Here is a 15,835-nt window from a genome sequence, read left to right as displayed (position 1 = left end):
GTGAAGCATCATCGGGTTTGCGCCATTTTTTGTGCAAGGGTCAGGGCCTCGATCAGGCTGGTCGGGGTGGCGATACCTTGTCCGGCGATGTCCAAAGCGGTGCCATGATCGGGTGAGGTGCGGATGAAAGGCAGGCCCAGCGTCACGTTAACACCCCGGTCGAAGTCCAACGTTTTGATCGGGATCAGGGCCTGATCGTGATACATTGCAATTGCCGCGTCATAGCGCGCGCGGGCTGCGGCGTGGAACATCGTATCTGCAGGATGCGGGCCGGTGACGGAATAGCCGTCCGCCGATATCCCGGCGATCAGCGGGGCAATCCAGTCCAGTTCTTCATTGCCCATTTTGCCGCCTTCACCCGCATGAGGGTTCAGTCCCGCGATGGCCAGCCGGGGATGCGCGATGCCAAACTGGGTGCGCAGGCCTTCGGCAGTGATGGTGATGGTATCGCGCAGCAGGTCCGGGGTCAGTGTGGACGGGACCTGTGACAGTGGGATGTGAATTGTCGCGGGCACCACGCACAGTTGATCGCTGGCCAGCATCATCACCACGCGGTCGCGCCCGGCCAGGGCGGCCAGAAACTCTGTATGGCCGGGGTAGGCGAAACCGGCCCCGTCGATTAGTGCTTTTTTGTGGATCGGTGCGGTGCATAGCGCCGACGCGGCACCGGATTGAACCAGCGATACGCCGCGTTGGATCGCAGAGATCACCGAGGGCGCATTGTCCGGATCGGGGTGCCCCGGACGGTTGGGTGCCGGGAAATCCAATTGCAGCACAGGTAGGGCCGAGGCACAGAGATCATGCGCCTCGGACGGGTGCGAAATGCGGCCCGTCGGGGTGCAGTCGGGCAGGTGGGTGGCGTCACCGATGTAGAAAAACGGGCATGTGTCCCGCAGTTCGAGCCACGCTTTGGCCGCGATCTCGGGGCCTATTCCGGCGGGATCACCGCAGCTGAGCGCGATCGGCGCGATCATTGCTCGACAATAATTGCGTCGGCCCGCAGTTGTTCCAGCAGGCTATCGGCAAACGCCTGCAGCCGTTGTTGCGTCAGCGCATTGGCCACATCTGCGCGCGATGTCTCTTCGCCGCCGTCAGCGGTGCGCTTGCACAGCATCAGGAACACCAGCGTTTGACCATTGTTGCGCGTCAGGGTTGCCGAGGCCTCGTTCAGGTCCAGTTTGGCCAGTTCCAGCGCAATGTCGCGGGGGATGTCAGCCGGGCTTGCCTCGGTCCGCTCAAGAACTTCGGCAGGCTGATCCTTGGCGATACCGTAAAGGTCATCGCAGGTATCAATATTTTCTTTCAGTTTGGCGGCTTTGGCCAATGTTTCGGGGCTAAGCCCACCAGGCAAGTAGTAGGCGGCATAGTCGATCTTGGAATAACGGGGCGTGCTGGACGCAGCCTCGCGCAGACCGCGCATCTGAAACAGGGCGATGGCGTTGGGCAACGTCAACGGTTGCGTGATGTCCCCATTTTCAAGCCCCAGGATAACCGGTTGCAAGGCGGGGGGCAGATTGGTCAGGTTCAGCCATTCCAACCGGCCACCGTTGTCGCGCGTGCCCGCAGCCGAATACTGAGCCGCTGCGGCGGAAAACGCATCGAATCCCTGAAGCTGCGAAATCTCTTGTGCCAAAAGCTCGGCCTGAGCGATGGTTTGCTGATTAACCGGGATGATGATTTCAGACAAAAGCACCTGCAAGCCACCACTGCCGGCTTGACCCAGTGCGCGGTCGATCTCATCCTCGGTCGGGCGGGCCTGCGACAGGAAACGAGAACTGACGTAATCGCGCCAGGTCAATTGGTCAGCGACGAAATCCCGAACGGTTTCGCGCGAAATACCCTGATCGGACAGCAATTGCATGAACTGATCGGTTGATAGTTGGCCGCGTGCGGCGAACTGGTCGATGCCGACCTGAATTTCCTCGGGCGCGATTTCGATGCCTGCCTCGCGCATGACCTGTTTGCGCAGCCGGTCGTCAATCAAAGCCCGGCGCACTTCGTCGTCGGATGCCCCAGGAGCGCCCAGAAGCGTCAGGAACTGTTGTCGCTGATCCAGCTCATACCAGGTGACGATGTCCTGATTGACCTTGACGGCGGGCGAGAACAGGCTTTGGGCGCCGACCTGTGGTGCGGCCAACGCCAATACTACCGCAGTCAGTGCCGGTGCCACCGGTTTAAGCCAACCGGAACGAATGAAACTTGAGAAACCTAAATTCAACTGCATCTTCTCTTGTACTGTTGGCCACCGCCTTCGACAGAGTATCCTGTCAGGGCCACGGTAAAGCCGAATTCTGTCGAAGGCTCAATACTTGATGATGAGGTAAATCGCCTGTTGACGGTCATGTTAACTTGTACGCACTCATTCTGGTACGTGACACCCAGTCCAAAGCGGATCGGTTCGGATTCGTTCAGATCATAACGTGCCGAGGCATTTGTCAGCCAGTTTTGATCCACCCGGTGGAAGCCGAACATTCGGATTTCCGATATCTCGTCATTCACATTTTCTGCTGGGTCGGGTTCCTGCCAGACATAGCTGCCAGAGATGGCCGTCGCCTCTTGCTGCCAACGCGCGCGCAGTTCGGCCTTGGCAAAGCTGAAATCGCCGTTCAGCAGCCCGCGACCGGCCAGAGACCAACCATTGGCCGTCACAAGCTGACCCGCGATCAACAGATCCGAAGCGGTGCCTTGCAAACCCGAGGTCCGATTGAAATTGGGGTCCGCGTCTGCGCGGAATACCTGACCGATTGTGGCCAGGGCCCGCCAACCTTTTGGCCCAAATCGGGACCAGTTGACACCAACAACGCCCGTTACACCGTCTTCGCGCCGGTCCGGGGCCGGAAAGCGGGACAGGGACAACAGGTTACCCTGATCGAACTCCTGAAAGGTGCTTTCGTCGTTTGGCACATTGGTGTCGGAAACATGGGTCCAGCCGACCTGTGCAATCGGTTCCAGGATCTGAGTTGCGCCAGAAGCCTCGCGTCGGCGCATCGGATATCGCAGGGTCAGTGCAGCCCGCGGTGTGGACCGGGTGACTTGACTGGGAAAGGCGTCGTCGTGGCGGATGTTGAAAGTATCGACGGACGCGCCCAGCCGGGCATCAGCCCGCAGCCCCGAGGCGAAGGTCCAACTGCGCAGCCATTCCGCATCAAAGGTCGCGCGGGCCACGTCGCGGCCTGTGACGTCGGCGTCGCTGGTGCGTTCATGTGAATGGGCGATGAAACCCAGCCGGACTTCACCACCAGCAGACGTCGGGAAATAGCGTTTTTGATAGTACAGATCGAAAACACGAGACGGGATATCATCCTGATTTTCGCTGTCACGCAAGGTCTTGTAGTGGATGAAACTGGTGCGGAAAGCCGTGTCCCGCTTAATCCGTTCAAGGGCAACTTCGCTGCGCAGCCGATCAAAGTCGGGCAGGCCGTAATCGGCAAGATATGCGTCATCCGACGTTGTCTTGATGTCGAAGGTAAAGCGGAAGTCGTTGCCCAGGTTGAACCAGCCATCTGCAAACAGGTACCCCCGGTCTTCGCCCTGCTGCAGGTCGTCACGGGTATATGCCCCCTCAAACCGAATGCGCCCCTGCTTAAAGGCTTGCCGGTAACGGTAACCAAGGGTTGTGGTTCGCGGTGACAGATAAGGCGTCAGCGTCAGGTCCTTGTGATCGCCAAGCTTGATGAAATACGGCACCTGAAGGCCGGTCCCAAGCTGCGATGTGGTCCGGATGGACGGAACCAGAAAGCCGGTCGCCCGATCCAAAGTCGGGTCCGGAAGCCGCAAGTAGGGGAAGTAGAACACAGGAACGTCCAGCACGCGGAATTGCGCGCCTTCGAAATACAATTGGCGTTCCAACTGGTCATGCGTGACCTTCCGCGCGCGAATCTGCCAGATCGGCGGTTCCCCATTGGCGCAGACATGGCACGAGGTGGCTGATACCTTGCTGAACTGCGTGTATCGACCCGCCGCCCGCGTGGCCTGTACCGAGGCGATCTGAACCTGCTGGTCGAACACCATGCGCGCGCCGATCAGCAGGCCGTTTTGAAACCCGCTGTCCAGTTCCGCCGAATCCGCCAAAATCGTGGTTGCGCCGCCCTGATCTATGCGGACCGGGCCTTCCAGTGTCAGCTCGCCCGTGTCGCGGTTAAAGGTCACGCGCTTTGCGGTCAATTTGACGTCTCCCTGAAACGCCTCGACGTTGCCTTCGGCCACCAGAACACGTTCGGGTGTGATAAAGACCTTATCGGCCACCAGCAGGGCTGGCTGGTCTTCCTGCGCTGCGTCAGGGGAGGGGGTCAGGCCGGGTTGGGTCTGGGCCAAGGTGCCAGACGGCATGGCCACCGCCACCGCGCCGGATAACAACAGGCTGGCTAATATCCGCATCAGCCGTCCTCCGCGTGCAGCAACAGGCCGAGGGACAGAAGGATGGCTGCAAAGGGCGGGGCCCAGGCTGCGACGAAGATAGGCAATTGACCGTTTTCCCCCAGTATTTGGGCAAAGTTGCGAACGAAGTAAATCGAGAACCCCAACAGGACCGCTGACAGAACTGCGATGCCTGTGCCGCCAAAACGTACGTGGCGCATGGTAAAGGCGGCACCGATCATGACCATCGCCACCAGAAACAGCGGCCGCGCCAGTTGCACCTGCAACCAGACCTCATATTGTTTGGTGGAAAATCCGGCCTCGCGCAGGTCACGGATCAATTGGGGCAGATCGTAGACCGAAACCGAATCCTGTTGTCCCAGTGTGTCCAGGATACGTTGGCGCGTCAGCGTTGTTGGCACCTCAAGCTGGCGATGCTCGACCGCGTTGATTTCAGGGTTCACCCCGTCTTCCAGCGGCCAGATCTTGGCGTTGTGCAGAACCCAGTTGCCGCCTTTCAGCTCGGCCAGTTCAGCGTCGATCTGTCGTGTGGGTTTGCCGTCCTGTGCAAAGGTTATCATCGTCACGCGATCCAATTTCAACGTGTCACCATTCGAGGTGCCACGGGCATGGATCACAGACTGACCGTTTTGCGACCCCTGCCGCAGCCACAAACCCTCGCTGCTGATGGACAGGGTCGACCCGCCCTTGTTGCGGTACGTATCCGCAAGGCGTTTGTATTCTTCGGATGTCGCCGCGGCGATCGGGTTCAGCAATGCCACAGCCAGCGCACCGATACCCAGGGCCAGCATCACCGGCGCCAGCAGCGCCCGTATGCCCGAGCGCCCGGTGGCCCGTGTCACCACCAGTTCGGAACTGCGCGCCAACCCGACGAACAGCGCGATTGTGGATAGGATGACCAGCAGGGGCAGCATTTCGCTGATCGCGGCGGGCGTGTTGAGCAACGTCAGATGCAACAGCCGACCAAAGGACAGGTTTTCCGAGTCGAACCGGCGCACCTGTTCGATCAGGTCGATCAGAATCAGCAACGTCAGGAAGATGCCGCCGATAACCAGAAAACTCTGCATGAAACGGCGGGCGAAATAGCGGTCAAGGATCACGAAGGTGCCCCCGCCTGGGCTGCGGACAAAGGGAAACGGGCGAACAGATGACCAGAATCACCACTGCCTGCGCCGATGCGCAACGGCGTATGCCTGCCCAGTCTTGCCAATTCGTTCTCCCCCGATCTGGTCGGATATTTTTTCGGCACTGTAATGCAAATGGTTGGCGGGGAAAACTGCTATCTGGTCAAGTCGCCCGGCGCGGGCTAGGTCTTGGGGAACAGATTTTGAGGAGTTTGCAATGAGCAGTCTGGTACCGATCCGTTTTCAGCCCTTTGACGTGGATACAATGGCCGAAGCCGCAGGGCGTGTGGTTGTGATCGTTCCGCCCGAAGGCAAGATGGGTCCCGCCGTGCGCCGGGCCAACCGCCTGACCCGTGGCGCAGTTGCGCGGCTGGTGGAAAGCGAGCGCTTCGGAAAGGCGAAAGTGGGTGATGTGATCTCGTTGGCGTGGCCCGCCGGTATGGCAGCCGAGGCGCTGGACGTTCTGGTTCTGCCGCGCCGCCCTGATCAGGCCGAGGCGCGCAAAGCCGGCGCTGCATTGGCCAAACTGGCAGGGGGCAAGGACCTGCTGGTGATGGCAGGCAATCAGGTCCGGTGCGACGAATTGGCCCTGGGGATCGTGCTGCGCAGCTATGACTTTGATGCGCATAAAACCAAAGAGGCGGACAAGGTCGGAACAGTCACAATCGGCCATCAGAAAGCCGACGAGATCGAGGCCACGTTCGCCCCGCTGTATGCCGTTGCTGACGGTGTTCGGATGACCCGCGATCTGACCAATGAACCGGCCAACATCCTGACCACGACCGAATTTGCCGACCGTCTGGCCGAGATGGAAGCCTTGGGTCTTGAGGTCGAAGTGCTGGAAGAAGAAAAGCTGGCCGAACTGGGCATGCGCACATTGCTCAGCGTCGGGCAAGGTTCTGTCAGCCCGTCGAAAGTTGTTGTGATGCACTGGAAGGGTGGCGAGCAAGACGACGCGCCGCTGGCGCTGGTCGGCAAGGGCGTGGTGTTCGACACTGGTGGTATCTCGCTGAAGCCTGCCGGAGGCATGGAAGACATGACCATGGACATGGGCGGTGCCGGTGTCGTGGCAGGGGCAATGCGCGCACTGGCTAAGCGCAAGGCCAAAGCCAATGTCGTGGGGCTGGTCGGCCTGGTTGAGAATATGCCGTCGGGCAATGCCACCCGTCCGGGCGATGTGGTCAAGTCGATGAAGGGCGACACGGTCGAGATCATCAACACCGACGCCGAGGGCCGTTTGGTTCTGTGTGATGTCATGTGGTATGCGCAAGAGCGGTTCCAACCGGTTGGTATGATTGATCTGGCGACGCTGACCGGCGCTGTGATCATCGGTCTGGGGCATGAGAATGCGGGTGTGTTTTCGAACAACGATACCTTCTGCAATGCGTTCCTGAAATCGGCCAAGGCCGAGGATGAGGGCGCATGGCGGCTGCCATTGGGCGAAGGCTATGACAAACAGCTGAAATCGCGGATTGCCGACGTGAAGAACGTGGGTGGCCGTCCGGCGGGCTCGATCACCGCGGCGCAGTTCCTGCAACGCTTTGTCAAAGAAGACACCCCCTGGATTCACCTGGATATCGCCGGTGTCGCCTCTGTCTCGTCCGAGACATCTTATGCGCCCAAAGGGGCCACCGGCTGGGGCGTGCGTGCGATCAGCCGGTTCGTGCTGGACAACTTTGAGACGGTTGTCGAGTAAACCGATGGGGGCCGTCTATTTCTATCACCTGACCCGTCAGCCGCTGGAGCATACGCTGCCGGTTCTGCTGGACAAGGCGCGACAGGCCGGGTGGAAGATTGCCGTGCGGGGCGTTGATCCCGCGCGGATGGACTGGCTGGATGAAAGGCTGTGGCTGGGGTCCGAGGACGGGTTCCTGCCACACGGCCGCGCCGGTGGCCCGCATGACGCGGCGCAACCCATTCTGCTGACGACCGGGGCGCAGGCGGCCAACGATCCGGCCTGCGTGATGGCCGTGGATGGCGCACAGGTTGAGCCGGATGAGGTCACGGCGCTGGAACGGGTGTGCATCCTGTTTGACGGCAATGACGGAGAAGCTGTTCAGTACGCGCGGGGGCAGTGGAAAACCCTGACCGGCGCGGGGTGCTCGGCGCAATACTGGTCCGAGGAATCGGGTCGGTGGGAGAAGAAGGCCGAAGCGTAAGTGGCTGGTTTCAAGCATAAATCTTGGAGAGTGGCAGATGGAAATGAAACCTTTGGGTCGCAGCGGTATCATGGTTTCGGACCTGTGCCTTGGCACCATGACATTTGGCACCCAGACGTCCGAGGTTGATGCCCACAGGCAGGTGGACATGGCACTTGAGGCCGGGATCAACTTTGTCGATGCGGCCGAGATGTATCCGGTCAATCCGATCTCGAAAGAGACCGTGGGCCGGACCGAAGAGATTCTGGGTAACTGGAACGCCGCCAACCCGGCGCGGCGGGGGGAATATATTCTGGCGACCAAGCATTCGGGGGCGGGCTTTATGCACGCCCGCGACGGGGCGCATATATCCGGGCAAACGATTCCCGAGGCGATTGAGGGGTCGTTGAAACGCTTGCAGACCGATTGCATCGACCTTTATCAGTTTCACTGGCCGAACCGGGGCAGCTATATGTTCCGGAAGAACTGGAATTACGAACCATCAGGCCATAATACCGACGAAGTTCTTGGCAACATGCAGGAATGCCTTGAGGCCCTGCAGTCGCAGGTCGACAAGGGCAATATCCGCGCCTTTGGCCTGTCCAACGAAAGTGCCTGGGGCACCGCGCAATGGTTGCGGTTGGCCGAGCAGACGGGTGCCCCTCGGGTGGTATCGGTGCAGAACGAATACTCCTTGCTGTGTCGCCATTTCGATACTGATATGGCCGAGCTGAGCGTGCACGAAGATGTCGGGCTGATGGCCTTTTCACCTTTGGCCGCCGGATTTCTGACCGGCAAGTATCAGGGCGGTGCGGTGCCCGAAGGATCACGTATGTCGATTGTCCCCGAGATGGGTGGGCGGCACCGTTTCCGGGTGTTCGACGCGGTGGCGGCCTATCTTGAGATTGCCAATCGCCATGGGCTGGACCCGGTTCATATGGCGCTGGCGTGGTGTCAGGCCCGCCCGTTCATGATGTCGGCGATTTTTGGCGCGACGACAATGGACCAGCTTGCGCATATTTTGGGCGGCAAGGACCTGCGGTTGTCGGATGAGGTTCTGGCCGAGATCAGTGAAGCGCATCGCGCGCATCCGATGCCGTTCTAGGGGGCTCTGCCCCCGCCGCGCTGTGCGCGACTCCCCCGGGATATTTGGGGCCAGATGAAGGGGCCCCATCAGTGATGGGTGGGCTGGGTGTGTTTTTGCCGCAGGTCACGGGCGGACAGCCCATGGGCGGTGCGAAAGGCGCGCGCAAAACTGGATTGCGAGATAAAGCCGGTGGCCAGCGCGACCTCCATCAGCGGGATTTCGGTGTCTGTGACCAGACGGCGGGCCTCGGCCAGGCGCAGTTGCAGGTAGTGGTCTTGCGGCGTGGTGTTCAGGCGCAGGCGGAACTGTTGTTGCAGGGTGCGGGGGCTGGTTCCCAGGGTTTCGGCGATGTCAGCCAGTGGCAGGGGGTCGTCGAGCGACGATTCCATCAAGGTGTTTGCCTTGGACGTCAGGGCAGTGTGGCGGTGCGGTGCCCCAGTGCGGCTTTGCGGTTTTGAGGGTTCGGGCGCGCCGTCATAAAGGAACAAGCCCGAGACACGCGCGGCAAATCCCGCGCCGTGGCGCGCGGCGATGATGTGCAGCATCATCTCGACCGCCGGGATCGCACCGCCCGAGGTCAGGCGGTTGCCCGAGATGGTGAAACGATCGGGGCGGACGTCAATCTCGGGGAAGCGGGCGGCGAAATTGTCGAGGTCTTCCCAATGGGTCGTGGCAGCGTGGCCGTTCAGCAGGCCAGCCTCGGCCAGCAGCCATGGACCTCCGTCGATCCCGGCCATTGTGGCTCCGGTGCCTGCGATGCGTCGCAGGCCAGCCAGCAGGCTGGGCGTGGCGTGACGGGCCAGTTGGAACCCGGCCACCACAATCAACAGGTCGCAACTTTGCAGACGCGCCAGCGGGATGCCTGGAACGTTAAGCGCGCTTGTCAGGATCGCCGGTTCCGCCGTGGCGGTCACATAATCCCAATCGAATGCCGGGCGATCTGCCAGACGGTTGGCCGCGCGCATTGGATCAACGGCTGATGCGAAGCTGAGCGTGTTGCATTCGTCGAGCACCAGCACCGCCGTTTTCAGGGCGCGATGTTCGGGTTGGAGTATGTTTTTTGCGGATTTCATCAAGTACGATTCGCATTCTGACAAGTGTTTCCACAAAGCTGCGTCAGAGTCGGGGGCGAACGCAATTCGATAACCGGGGAGAAGCCTGGGGAAAACTCAGGTCAAAACCGGGTATAACTTGGGGAAAACACAATGCCGCTGGAAATGAACCGCGACGTCTTCATCACCTGCGCGATCACCGGCTCGGGCAGTACGCAGGATCGCAGCCCGCATGTGCCGCGTTCACCGCAGCAGATTGCAGACAGCGCGATCGCCGCAGCCAAGGCGGGCGCGGCGGTGGTGCATTGCCACGTGCGTGATCCGGAAACAGGCGTGCCCAGCCGCCGTTTGGATTTGTATCGTGAAGTCACCGACCGTATCCGTGACGCCGACGTTGACGTGGTGCTGAACCTGACGGCAGGCATGGGCGGGGATATCGTCTTTGGTGGGGTCGAGGCCCCGCTTCCGGTGGCAGAGGGGACCGATATGGTCGGCGCGACCGAGCGGGTCGCGCATATCGCCGAATGCCTGCCCGAGATCTGCACCCTGGACTGTGGCACGATGAACTTTGCCGAGGCCGATTACGTGATGACCAACACGCCCGGCATGTTGCGGGCGATGGGGCAGATGATGACCGATCTGGGTGTAAAGCCCGAGATCGAGGCGTTTGACACCGGTCATCTGTGGTTTGCCAAGCAGCTGGTGAAAGAAGGCGTTCTGGAACCCAATGCATTGGTCCAGCTGTGCATGGGGGTGCCTTGGGGGGCGCCCGACGACCTGAATACCTTTATGGCGATGGTGAACAACGTGCCGGACGACTGGACGTTCAGCGCCTTTGCGCTGGGGCGCAATGAGATGGCCTATGTCGCGGCCTCGGTTCTGGCAGGCGGCAACGTGCGTGTGGGGCTTGAGGACAACCTGTGGCTGGAAAAGGGCGTGCTGGCCGAGAACTGGCAATTGGTCGAACGTGCAGGCAACATCATCGAGAACATGGGCGCGCGGGTGATTGGACCGCAGGAAGTGCGTGAGAAGCTAGGGCTGGTGAAACGCACGCCGGTGGCCAAGTAATGTAATTCGAGAGTTGGGGTGACAAGATTCGCGTGTAAAGATATCGGTTCGGCATGATTATGTTCTTTTTGCTCTCGTTTTTCGTCGCGTCGATGCTTGCCCTTACGGCGTATCTGCAATCTGAATCCCGTTGGTGGACCGGGCTGCTGGCCGCGATCCTGCTGTTCCTTTTTGGGTTTTTCATAGCCGTGTTTGTTGAGTTTCCTGAAATTGGGGGATCATTACCGCCAGTAGCATATCTCAGCGTTGGTGCGTGGTTGTGCGCTGTAATAATCGGATTGGGCAGCATCGCGGGTCTGGTTTTGCGTTCCTTCAAGTCAGCGGGACAGATTGCAGGAATAGTATTTATTGGCGGTTGGATGCTCACCTTCAGTTGGTTTGTGATGAACGCCTTTACGTGACGGGAAACAAGGAATGATAAAATCAGCAGCTATCATTGGCGGAGGAGTAATAGGCGGCGGTTGGGCCGCCCGTTTCCTGCTGAACGGTTGGGATGTGCGGGTGTTCGACCCTGACCCCGAGGCACAGCGCAAGATCGGTGAGGTATTGGACAATGCGCGCCGGTCGCTGCCGGGGCTAAGCGACGTTCCCCTACCACCGGAAGGGGCGTTGAGTTTTCATGATGACATGGCCGAAGCCGTGCAAGGGGCCAAGTGGATTCAGGAAAGCGTGCCGGAACGGCTCGACCTGAAACTGAAGGTTTATAAGGGTTTGCAGGAGGCCTGCGACCCGGATGCCACCATTGGGTCCTCGACCAGCGGGTTCAAACCGTCTGAACTGCAGGAGGGCGCGCTGCGGCCTGAACAGATCGTGGTGACGCATCCGTTCAACCCGGTGTACCTGCTGCCGCTGATCGAACTGGTGCCGACCGATAAGAACGCGCCCGGGATGATTGCCAGGGCCAAGGACCTGCTGACCTCGGTCGGGTTCTTCCCGCTGCACGTAAAGAAAGAGATCGACGCGCATATCGCTGATCGGTTCCTGGAAGCCGTCTGGCGCGAGGCGTTGTGGCTGGTGAAAGACGGTATCGCCACCACCGAAGAGATCGACGAGGCCATCCGCATGGGCTTCGGCATCCGCTGGGCGCAGATGGGTCTGTTCGAGACCTACCGGGTGGCCGGCGGCGAGGCCGGGATGCGGCATTTCATGGCGCAGTTTGGCCCGGCGCTGAAATGGCCGTGGACCAAGCTGATGGATGTTCCGGATTTCACCGATGAACTGGTGGACATGATCGCAGATCAGTCCGATGCGCAATCGGGGGCGCATTCGATCCGCGAGTTGGAGCGTATCCGCGACAACAATCTGGTTGGGATGATGCGCGCGCTGAAGGCGCAGAACTGGGGTGCAGGGGCGGTGCTGAACCAGCATGACGCCGTGCTGAAACCCGGCGCGCTGCCAACGCTGGAGCAGGCGGACCTGAGTCAGCCAATCCTGACCCTGTCCCGCGCCGTGCCGCTGGATTGGACCGATTACAACGGACACATGAACGAAGCGCGGTATCTTGAAGCCTTCGCCGCCGCCACCGACCGGTTCATGGAGATCATCGGCTGCGACGCAGACTATATCGCCTCGGGCGGCAGCTATTTCACGGCGGAAAACCACATCCGCTATGTCGACGAAGCTCATGCGGGCGCAAAGATCGCGGTGCGTACTCAGATGCTGTTGGGGCAGGGCAAAAAGCTGCACGTGTTCCACAGTATGTATGAGGGCGACAAGCTGCTGGCGACGGGCGAGAGCTTTTTGCTGCATGTCAGCCTCGACACCCGTCGCCCCAGCGCACCTGCCGCCGAAATTGAGGCCGCAATGGCGCGGATTGCCGAGGCGCAGGCCGATCTGCCCTACCCGGACGGGGCAGGTGCGGCCATTCGGAAACCCGCATGACCATGCGGGTTCTGATCACCGCCGGGGCCTCTGGCATAGGCAAAGCAATGGCCGAGGCGTTTGACGCCTCGGGGGCCAACGTCTGGGTTGCGGATATGGATCACGCGGCGCTGGCGCGGTGCCCATCGCATTGGCGGCAATCCCATGTCGATGTGTCCGATGAGGGTGCCGTCGCCACTTGGTTCTCGGAGGTTGAGGCCGATTGGGGCGGGCTGGATGTTCTATGTGCCAACGCAGGGATTGCAGGGCCGACCGCCCCAGTCGAAGGTGTTGCGCTGGAGGATTGGCGTGCCTGTCTATCGGTTAATCTTGAGGGCGCGTTTCTGTGTTCCAAATACGCCGCCCCGATCCTGAAGCGGCAGCGGAAGGGCGTGGTCCTGATTACTTCTTCTACAGCGGGTCAGTACGGTTACCCCAACCGCGCGCCTTATGCAGCGGCGAAATGGGGCGTGGTCGGATTGGGCAAGACACTGGCGATGGAACTTGGGCCGCATGGTGTTCGATGCAACGTCATCTGCCCCGGCGCGGTCGAAGGCCCCCGGATGGAAGGCGTGCTGCAACGCGAGGCTGACGCCAAGGGCGTGACCCGCAATCAGATTTACGACGGCTACGCGTCAGGCACATCAATGGGGCGTTTCGTCGAGGGGCAGGACATCGCCAATATGGCGGTATTCCTTGCCTCGGATGCGGCGCGGCTGGTGTCAGGGCAGGTGATTGCCGTGGACGGTCATACGGTCAACCCTGACCCCAAGCTTTAGGCATCAAGCCTGATTTGGCCCGCGAATTTGGCGGATGCTCTGGCGGACCGCCTGCCAGTCCTGCGCTTGCTTTTTGTTTCCGGCGGCCTCGCATTCGCGCATTTTCTGCGCGGCTTCCGCCTCGGCCCGGTCGCCATGAGCGGTGTACAGGGCCCGTGCGTATTGAGCGGCTTGTAGTGCGTCCATTCCTGTGGTCCTCCGTTGGTTGTCGGAATGCCCGAAGGTTCGCGCCCAAGGACGATAGCACAGGTTCGGCCCCGGCGCATCAATCAGCGTCAGCTACGCCAGAAATCGCCGCCCGCAACCGGCCAAGATGCGCCGGGAAATCCCGTGCGGTAAGGTCGGCCTCGCGTACCAGCGTGTCAAAGTGACGAGAGAAAATCTCTACCCTGTCACGGTCGCGGAACGCCATATAGTGGCTGCCGGCGTAAAAGGCGCACAGCAGCGGGCCGAATATTGTCAACGGGGCAGAATAAAGGCGTTTTGCGTCAAACAGATAGATGCGTAAGCGTGGGTAAAGTTGCTGGCAAATCTCTAGCAGGTGGTCGATCTGTTGCAGCCGGATTTGCAGATCCAGGCCCTCATAATATCCGGTCGCATGGGCAAAGCTGTGGATCTCATACAGGGGCATGGCGATCTCATAGTCCGACTGGGCGCTGCGCATCCATGTCAGCCGGTCTGCCGAGGCACCGATGGCTTGATCCGCCGTCCGCCCCAGATGCGGGGCATATTCCCATTCCAACACGGCGCGGGTTTTCAGCATGTCGGGCAAAGTTGCTGGAACATAACGGATTTTATAGCCTGCGGCCTCTTGATGCCATTCAAAGATGCGCTCATCCACCAGCGCGCGGGGGGCTTCGGTCATGGATAGCGAACTGGCCAACAGTTCGGCCGCACTTTCGGGGCGGTCAGACAGGCTGAGCAGCCAGTCAGCCGATACACCCAGCGCCGAGGCGCAGCTGCCAACCACATGAGCGTTCGGTAACCGCGCCCCGCCATCAGTCAACAGCTGGGACACAGTCGAACGATCCACACCGATATGGCGGGCCAGGGCGCTTTGGCTGACAGTGCGGTCCTCCATCGCGCGGGCAAGGCGCAGGCGGAATTGGGCCGCACGGTCCCGTTTGTCGATTTTATCCGTCATATGCTGATTTATATCACAAATGATGAGTTTTGTTAATCATATTCAGAATTTTCAACAGCGCGGCGATCCGCAATTCTGAAGGCATAACAATAATATGGGTGACGGAATGGAAACACGACGCAGATCAGTCGTGAAGGCTGTGGTGTGGAATGCGATGGGCCTGGCGGTCATGACGCTGGTTGGTCTGATCGCCACAGGCTCGGCGGCGGTGGGCGGGACACTGGCGGTCATAAACACCGCAATCGGTCTGACACTATATGTCGTCTACGAGCGCGTCTGGGCCGGGATCACCTGGGGCCGAAATGTCTGAGCGTATGAAGCCCGAGTGGGGCACATTTACGCTGATTCTGGCCTGCTACGCCGCCTGGCTGGTGGTGATCTTCAGCTTGCCCTTGTGCTTGGCGATCCCGATCATGGGTATCGTTGCGGCCCTGCATTCGTCCCTGACGCACGAGGCGCTGCACGGCCATCCGTTTCGCGCAAAGTGGCTGAATGAGGCGCTGATGGCGCTGCCCCTGACCTTGTTCATTCCCTACAACCGATTTCGGGACCTGCATCTTGCGCATCACCGCGACGCGGGTTTGACCGACCCATATGACGATCCCGAATCGAATTTCCTTGACCCCGTGGTCTGGCGCACGTTGCCCGGCTGGCAGAAATTGTTCCTGACCGCGAACAACACGCTATTGGGGCGCATTGTGCTTGGCCCGGCGATTGCTCAGTTCGCGTTTTTACGCGGCGAAATTTGGGGTGCTTTACGGGGGGATCGGACCATTCTTCTGGCCTGGGCATTGCACCTATGCGGCGTGGCCATGGTTCTTTGGGTCGTTGCCCAATCACCGATGCCGATCTGGGGCTATGTTCTGTCGGCCTATATCGGGTTGGGTCTGGTCAAGATTCGCACCTTTCTGGAACACCGCGCGCACGAAAGGTCGCGGGCGCGGACGGTCATTGTCGAAGATCGCGGCCCATTGGCATTGTTGTTTCTGAACAATAACCTACACGTCGTTCATCACATGCACCCCAACGCGCCATGGTACCGGCTGCCAGCACTTTATCGCCATGGAAAAGACCGGTATCTGGCCTGTAACGAGACCTACGTCTATCGGTCTTACGCGCAGATATTCCGCGAGTATTTCTGGCGCGCCAAAGATCCGGTGGCGCATCCGCTCTGGCCAAAGGGTTGAAATCCCGACACAACTGACG

16 protein-coding genes are annotated in these 15,835 nt (G+C 60.3%); 9 read left to right on the top strand and 7 right to left on the bottom strand.

Annotation, left to right across the window (positions count from 1 at the left end; all coding sequences use genetic code 11):
* Positions 1 to 8: 8 nt before the first annotated feature.
* The 4 genes from pdxA to lptG are packed head-to-tail and all read right to left on the bottom strand — an operon-like array spanning position 9 to position 5,477.
* On the bottom strand, positions 9 to 974 hold the full coding sequence (gene pdxA / locus JT51_RS18005) for a 4-hydroxythreonine-4-phosphate dehydrogenase PdxA (protein WP_037316052.1): 966 nt from the start codon (positions 972 to 974) through the stop codon (positions 9 to 11).
* Positions 971 to 2,224, bottom strand: a complete 1,254-nt coding sequence (locus tag JT51_RS18000) for a peptidylprolyl isomerase (protein ID WP_037316049.1) — start codon at positions 2,222 to 2,224, stop codon at positions 971 to 973. The genes pdxA and JT51_RS18000 overlap by 4 nt, the downstream gene beginning before the upstream one ends.
* Complete coding sequence (locus JT51_RS17995; protein ID WP_037316046.1) at positions 2,215 to 4,377, bottom strand: LPS-assembly protein LptD; 2,163 nt, start codon at positions 4,375 to 4,377, stop codon at positions 2,215 to 2,217. The genes JT51_RS18000 and JT51_RS17995 overlap by 10 nt, the downstream gene beginning before the upstream one ends.
* On the bottom strand, positions 4,377 to 5,477 hold the full coding sequence (gene lptG, locus JT51_RS17990) for an LPS export ABC transporter permease LptG (RefSeq protein ID WP_037316043.1): 1,101 nt from the start codon (positions 5,475 to 5,477) through the stop codon (positions 4,377 to 4,379). The genes JT51_RS17995 and lptG overlap by 1 nt, the downstream gene beginning before the upstream one ends.
* A 241-nt stretch (positions 5,478 to 5,718) precedes the next feature.
* Here lptG and JT51_RS17985 point away from each other — a divergent pair, with 241 nt between their 5' ends.
* From JT51_RS17985 to JT51_RS17975, 3 genes are read left to right on the top strand one after another with little or no spacing between them, the layout of a single operon-like run.
* Positions 5,719 to 7,197, top strand: coding sequence for a leucyl aminopeptidase (locus tag JT51_RS17985; RefSeq protein ID WP_037316039.1), 1,479 nt, complete (start codon positions 5,719 to 5,721; stop codon positions 7,195 to 7,197).
* Positions 7,198 to 7,201: 4 nt separating this feature from the next.
* Positions 7,202 to 7,660: a DNA polymerase III subunit chi gene (locus tag JT51_RS17980; RefSeq protein ID WP_037316036.1), complete on the top strand. Its 459-nt coding sequence runs from the start codon at positions 7,202 to 7,204 to the stop codon at positions 7,658 to 7,660.
* 37 nt (positions 7,661 to 7,697) lie between these two features.
* Positions 7,698 to 8,744, top strand: coding sequence for an aldo/keto reductase (locus tag JT51_RS17975; protein ID WP_037316033.1), 1,047 nt, complete (start codon positions 7,698 to 7,700; stop codon positions 8,742 to 8,744).
* Between the two features lie 68 nt (positions 8,745 to 8,812).
* On the opposite strand, the gene JT51_RS17970 is transcribed toward JT51_RS17975, so the two are convergent.
* The gene (locus tag JT51_RS17970) at positions 8,813 to 9,799 is read right to left on the bottom strand and encodes a GlxA family transcriptional regulator (protein WP_037316030.1); all 987 of its coding nucleotides are present in this window, start codon (positions 9,797 to 9,799) and stop codon (positions 8,813 to 8,815) included.
* Positions 9,800 to 9,931: 132 nt separating this feature from the next.
* Here JT51_RS17970 and JT51_RS17965 point away from each other — a divergent pair, with 132 nt between their 5' ends.
* Genes JT51_RS17965 through JT51_RS17950 form a run of 4 tightly spaced genes read left to right on the top strand, consistent with a single transcriptional unit; the run spans position 9,932 to position 13,485 of the window.
* Entirely contained in the window at positions 9,932 to 10,846 is a 915-nt protein-coding gene (locus tag JT51_RS17965) for a 3-keto-5-aminohexanoate cleavage protein (RefSeq protein ID WP_037316027.1), read from the top strand.
* Positions 10,847 to 10,899: 53 nt separating this feature from the next.
* On the top strand, positions 10,900 to 11,247 hold the full coding sequence (locus JT51_RS17960) for a hypothetical protein (RefSeq protein WP_037316024.1): 348 nt from the start codon (positions 10,900 to 10,902) through the stop codon (positions 11,245 to 11,247).
* 13 nt (positions 11,248 to 11,260) lie between these two features.
* Positions 11,261 to 12,727, top strand: a complete 1,467-nt coding sequence (locus tag JT51_RS17955; protein ID WP_037316021.1) for a carnitine 3-dehydrogenase — start codon at positions 11,261 to 11,263, stop codon at positions 12,725 to 12,727.
* Complete coding sequence (locus JT51_RS17950) at positions 12,724 to 13,485, top strand: SDR family oxidoreductase (protein ID WP_037316018.1); 762 nt, start codon at positions 12,724 to 12,726, stop codon at positions 13,483 to 13,485. The genes JT51_RS17955 and JT51_RS17950 overlap by 4 nt, the downstream gene beginning before the upstream one ends.
* A gap of 3 nt (positions 13,486 to 13,488) precedes the next feature.
* On the opposite strand, the gene JT51_RS17945 is transcribed toward JT51_RS17950, so the two are convergent.
* Together JT51_RS17945 and JT51_RS17940 are read right to left on the bottom strand one after the other, a co-directional pair.
* Positions 13,489 to 13,671, bottom strand: coding sequence for a hypothetical protein (locus JT51_RS17945; RefSeq protein WP_037316015.1), 183 nt, complete (start codon positions 13,669 to 13,671; stop codon positions 13,489 to 13,491).
* A 79-nt stretch (positions 13,672 to 13,750) separates the two neighbouring features.
* Complete coding sequence (locus tag JT51_RS17940) at positions 13,751 to 14,629, bottom strand: helix-turn-helix domain-containing protein (RefSeq protein ID WP_037316012.1); 879 nt, start codon at positions 14,627 to 14,629, stop codon at positions 13,751 to 13,753.
* Between the two features lie 106 nt (positions 14,630 to 14,735).
* Between JT51_RS17940 and JT51_RS17935 the strand changes: the two genes are divergently transcribed.
* Together JT51_RS17935 and JT51_RS17930 are read left to right on the top strand one after the other, a co-directional pair.
* On the top strand, positions 14,736 to 14,939 hold the full coding sequence (locus JT51_RS17935; protein ID WP_037316360.1) for a DUF2061 domain-containing protein: 204 nt from the start codon (positions 14,736 to 14,738) through the stop codon (positions 14,937 to 14,939).
* Entirely contained in the window at positions 14,932 to 15,816 is an 885-nt protein-coding gene (locus JT51_RS17930; protein ID WP_037316009.1) for a fatty acid desaturase, read from the top strand. Before JT51_RS17935 ends, JT51_RS17930 begins: the two co-directional genes overlap by 8 nt.
* The last annotated feature ends 19 nt before the right edge of the window (positions 15,817 to 15,835 follow it).

Origin of the sequence: Ruegeria halocynthiae (assembly GCF_000743705.1) — a bacterium.
GTDB lineage: Bacteria > Pseudomonadota > Alphaproteobacteria > Rhodobacterales > Rhodobacteraceae > Ruegeria > Ruegeria halocynthiae_B.
The sequence above is the reverse complement of the archived record's forward strand: the minus strand, read 5'-3'. Positions and strand labels throughout refer to the sequence as shown.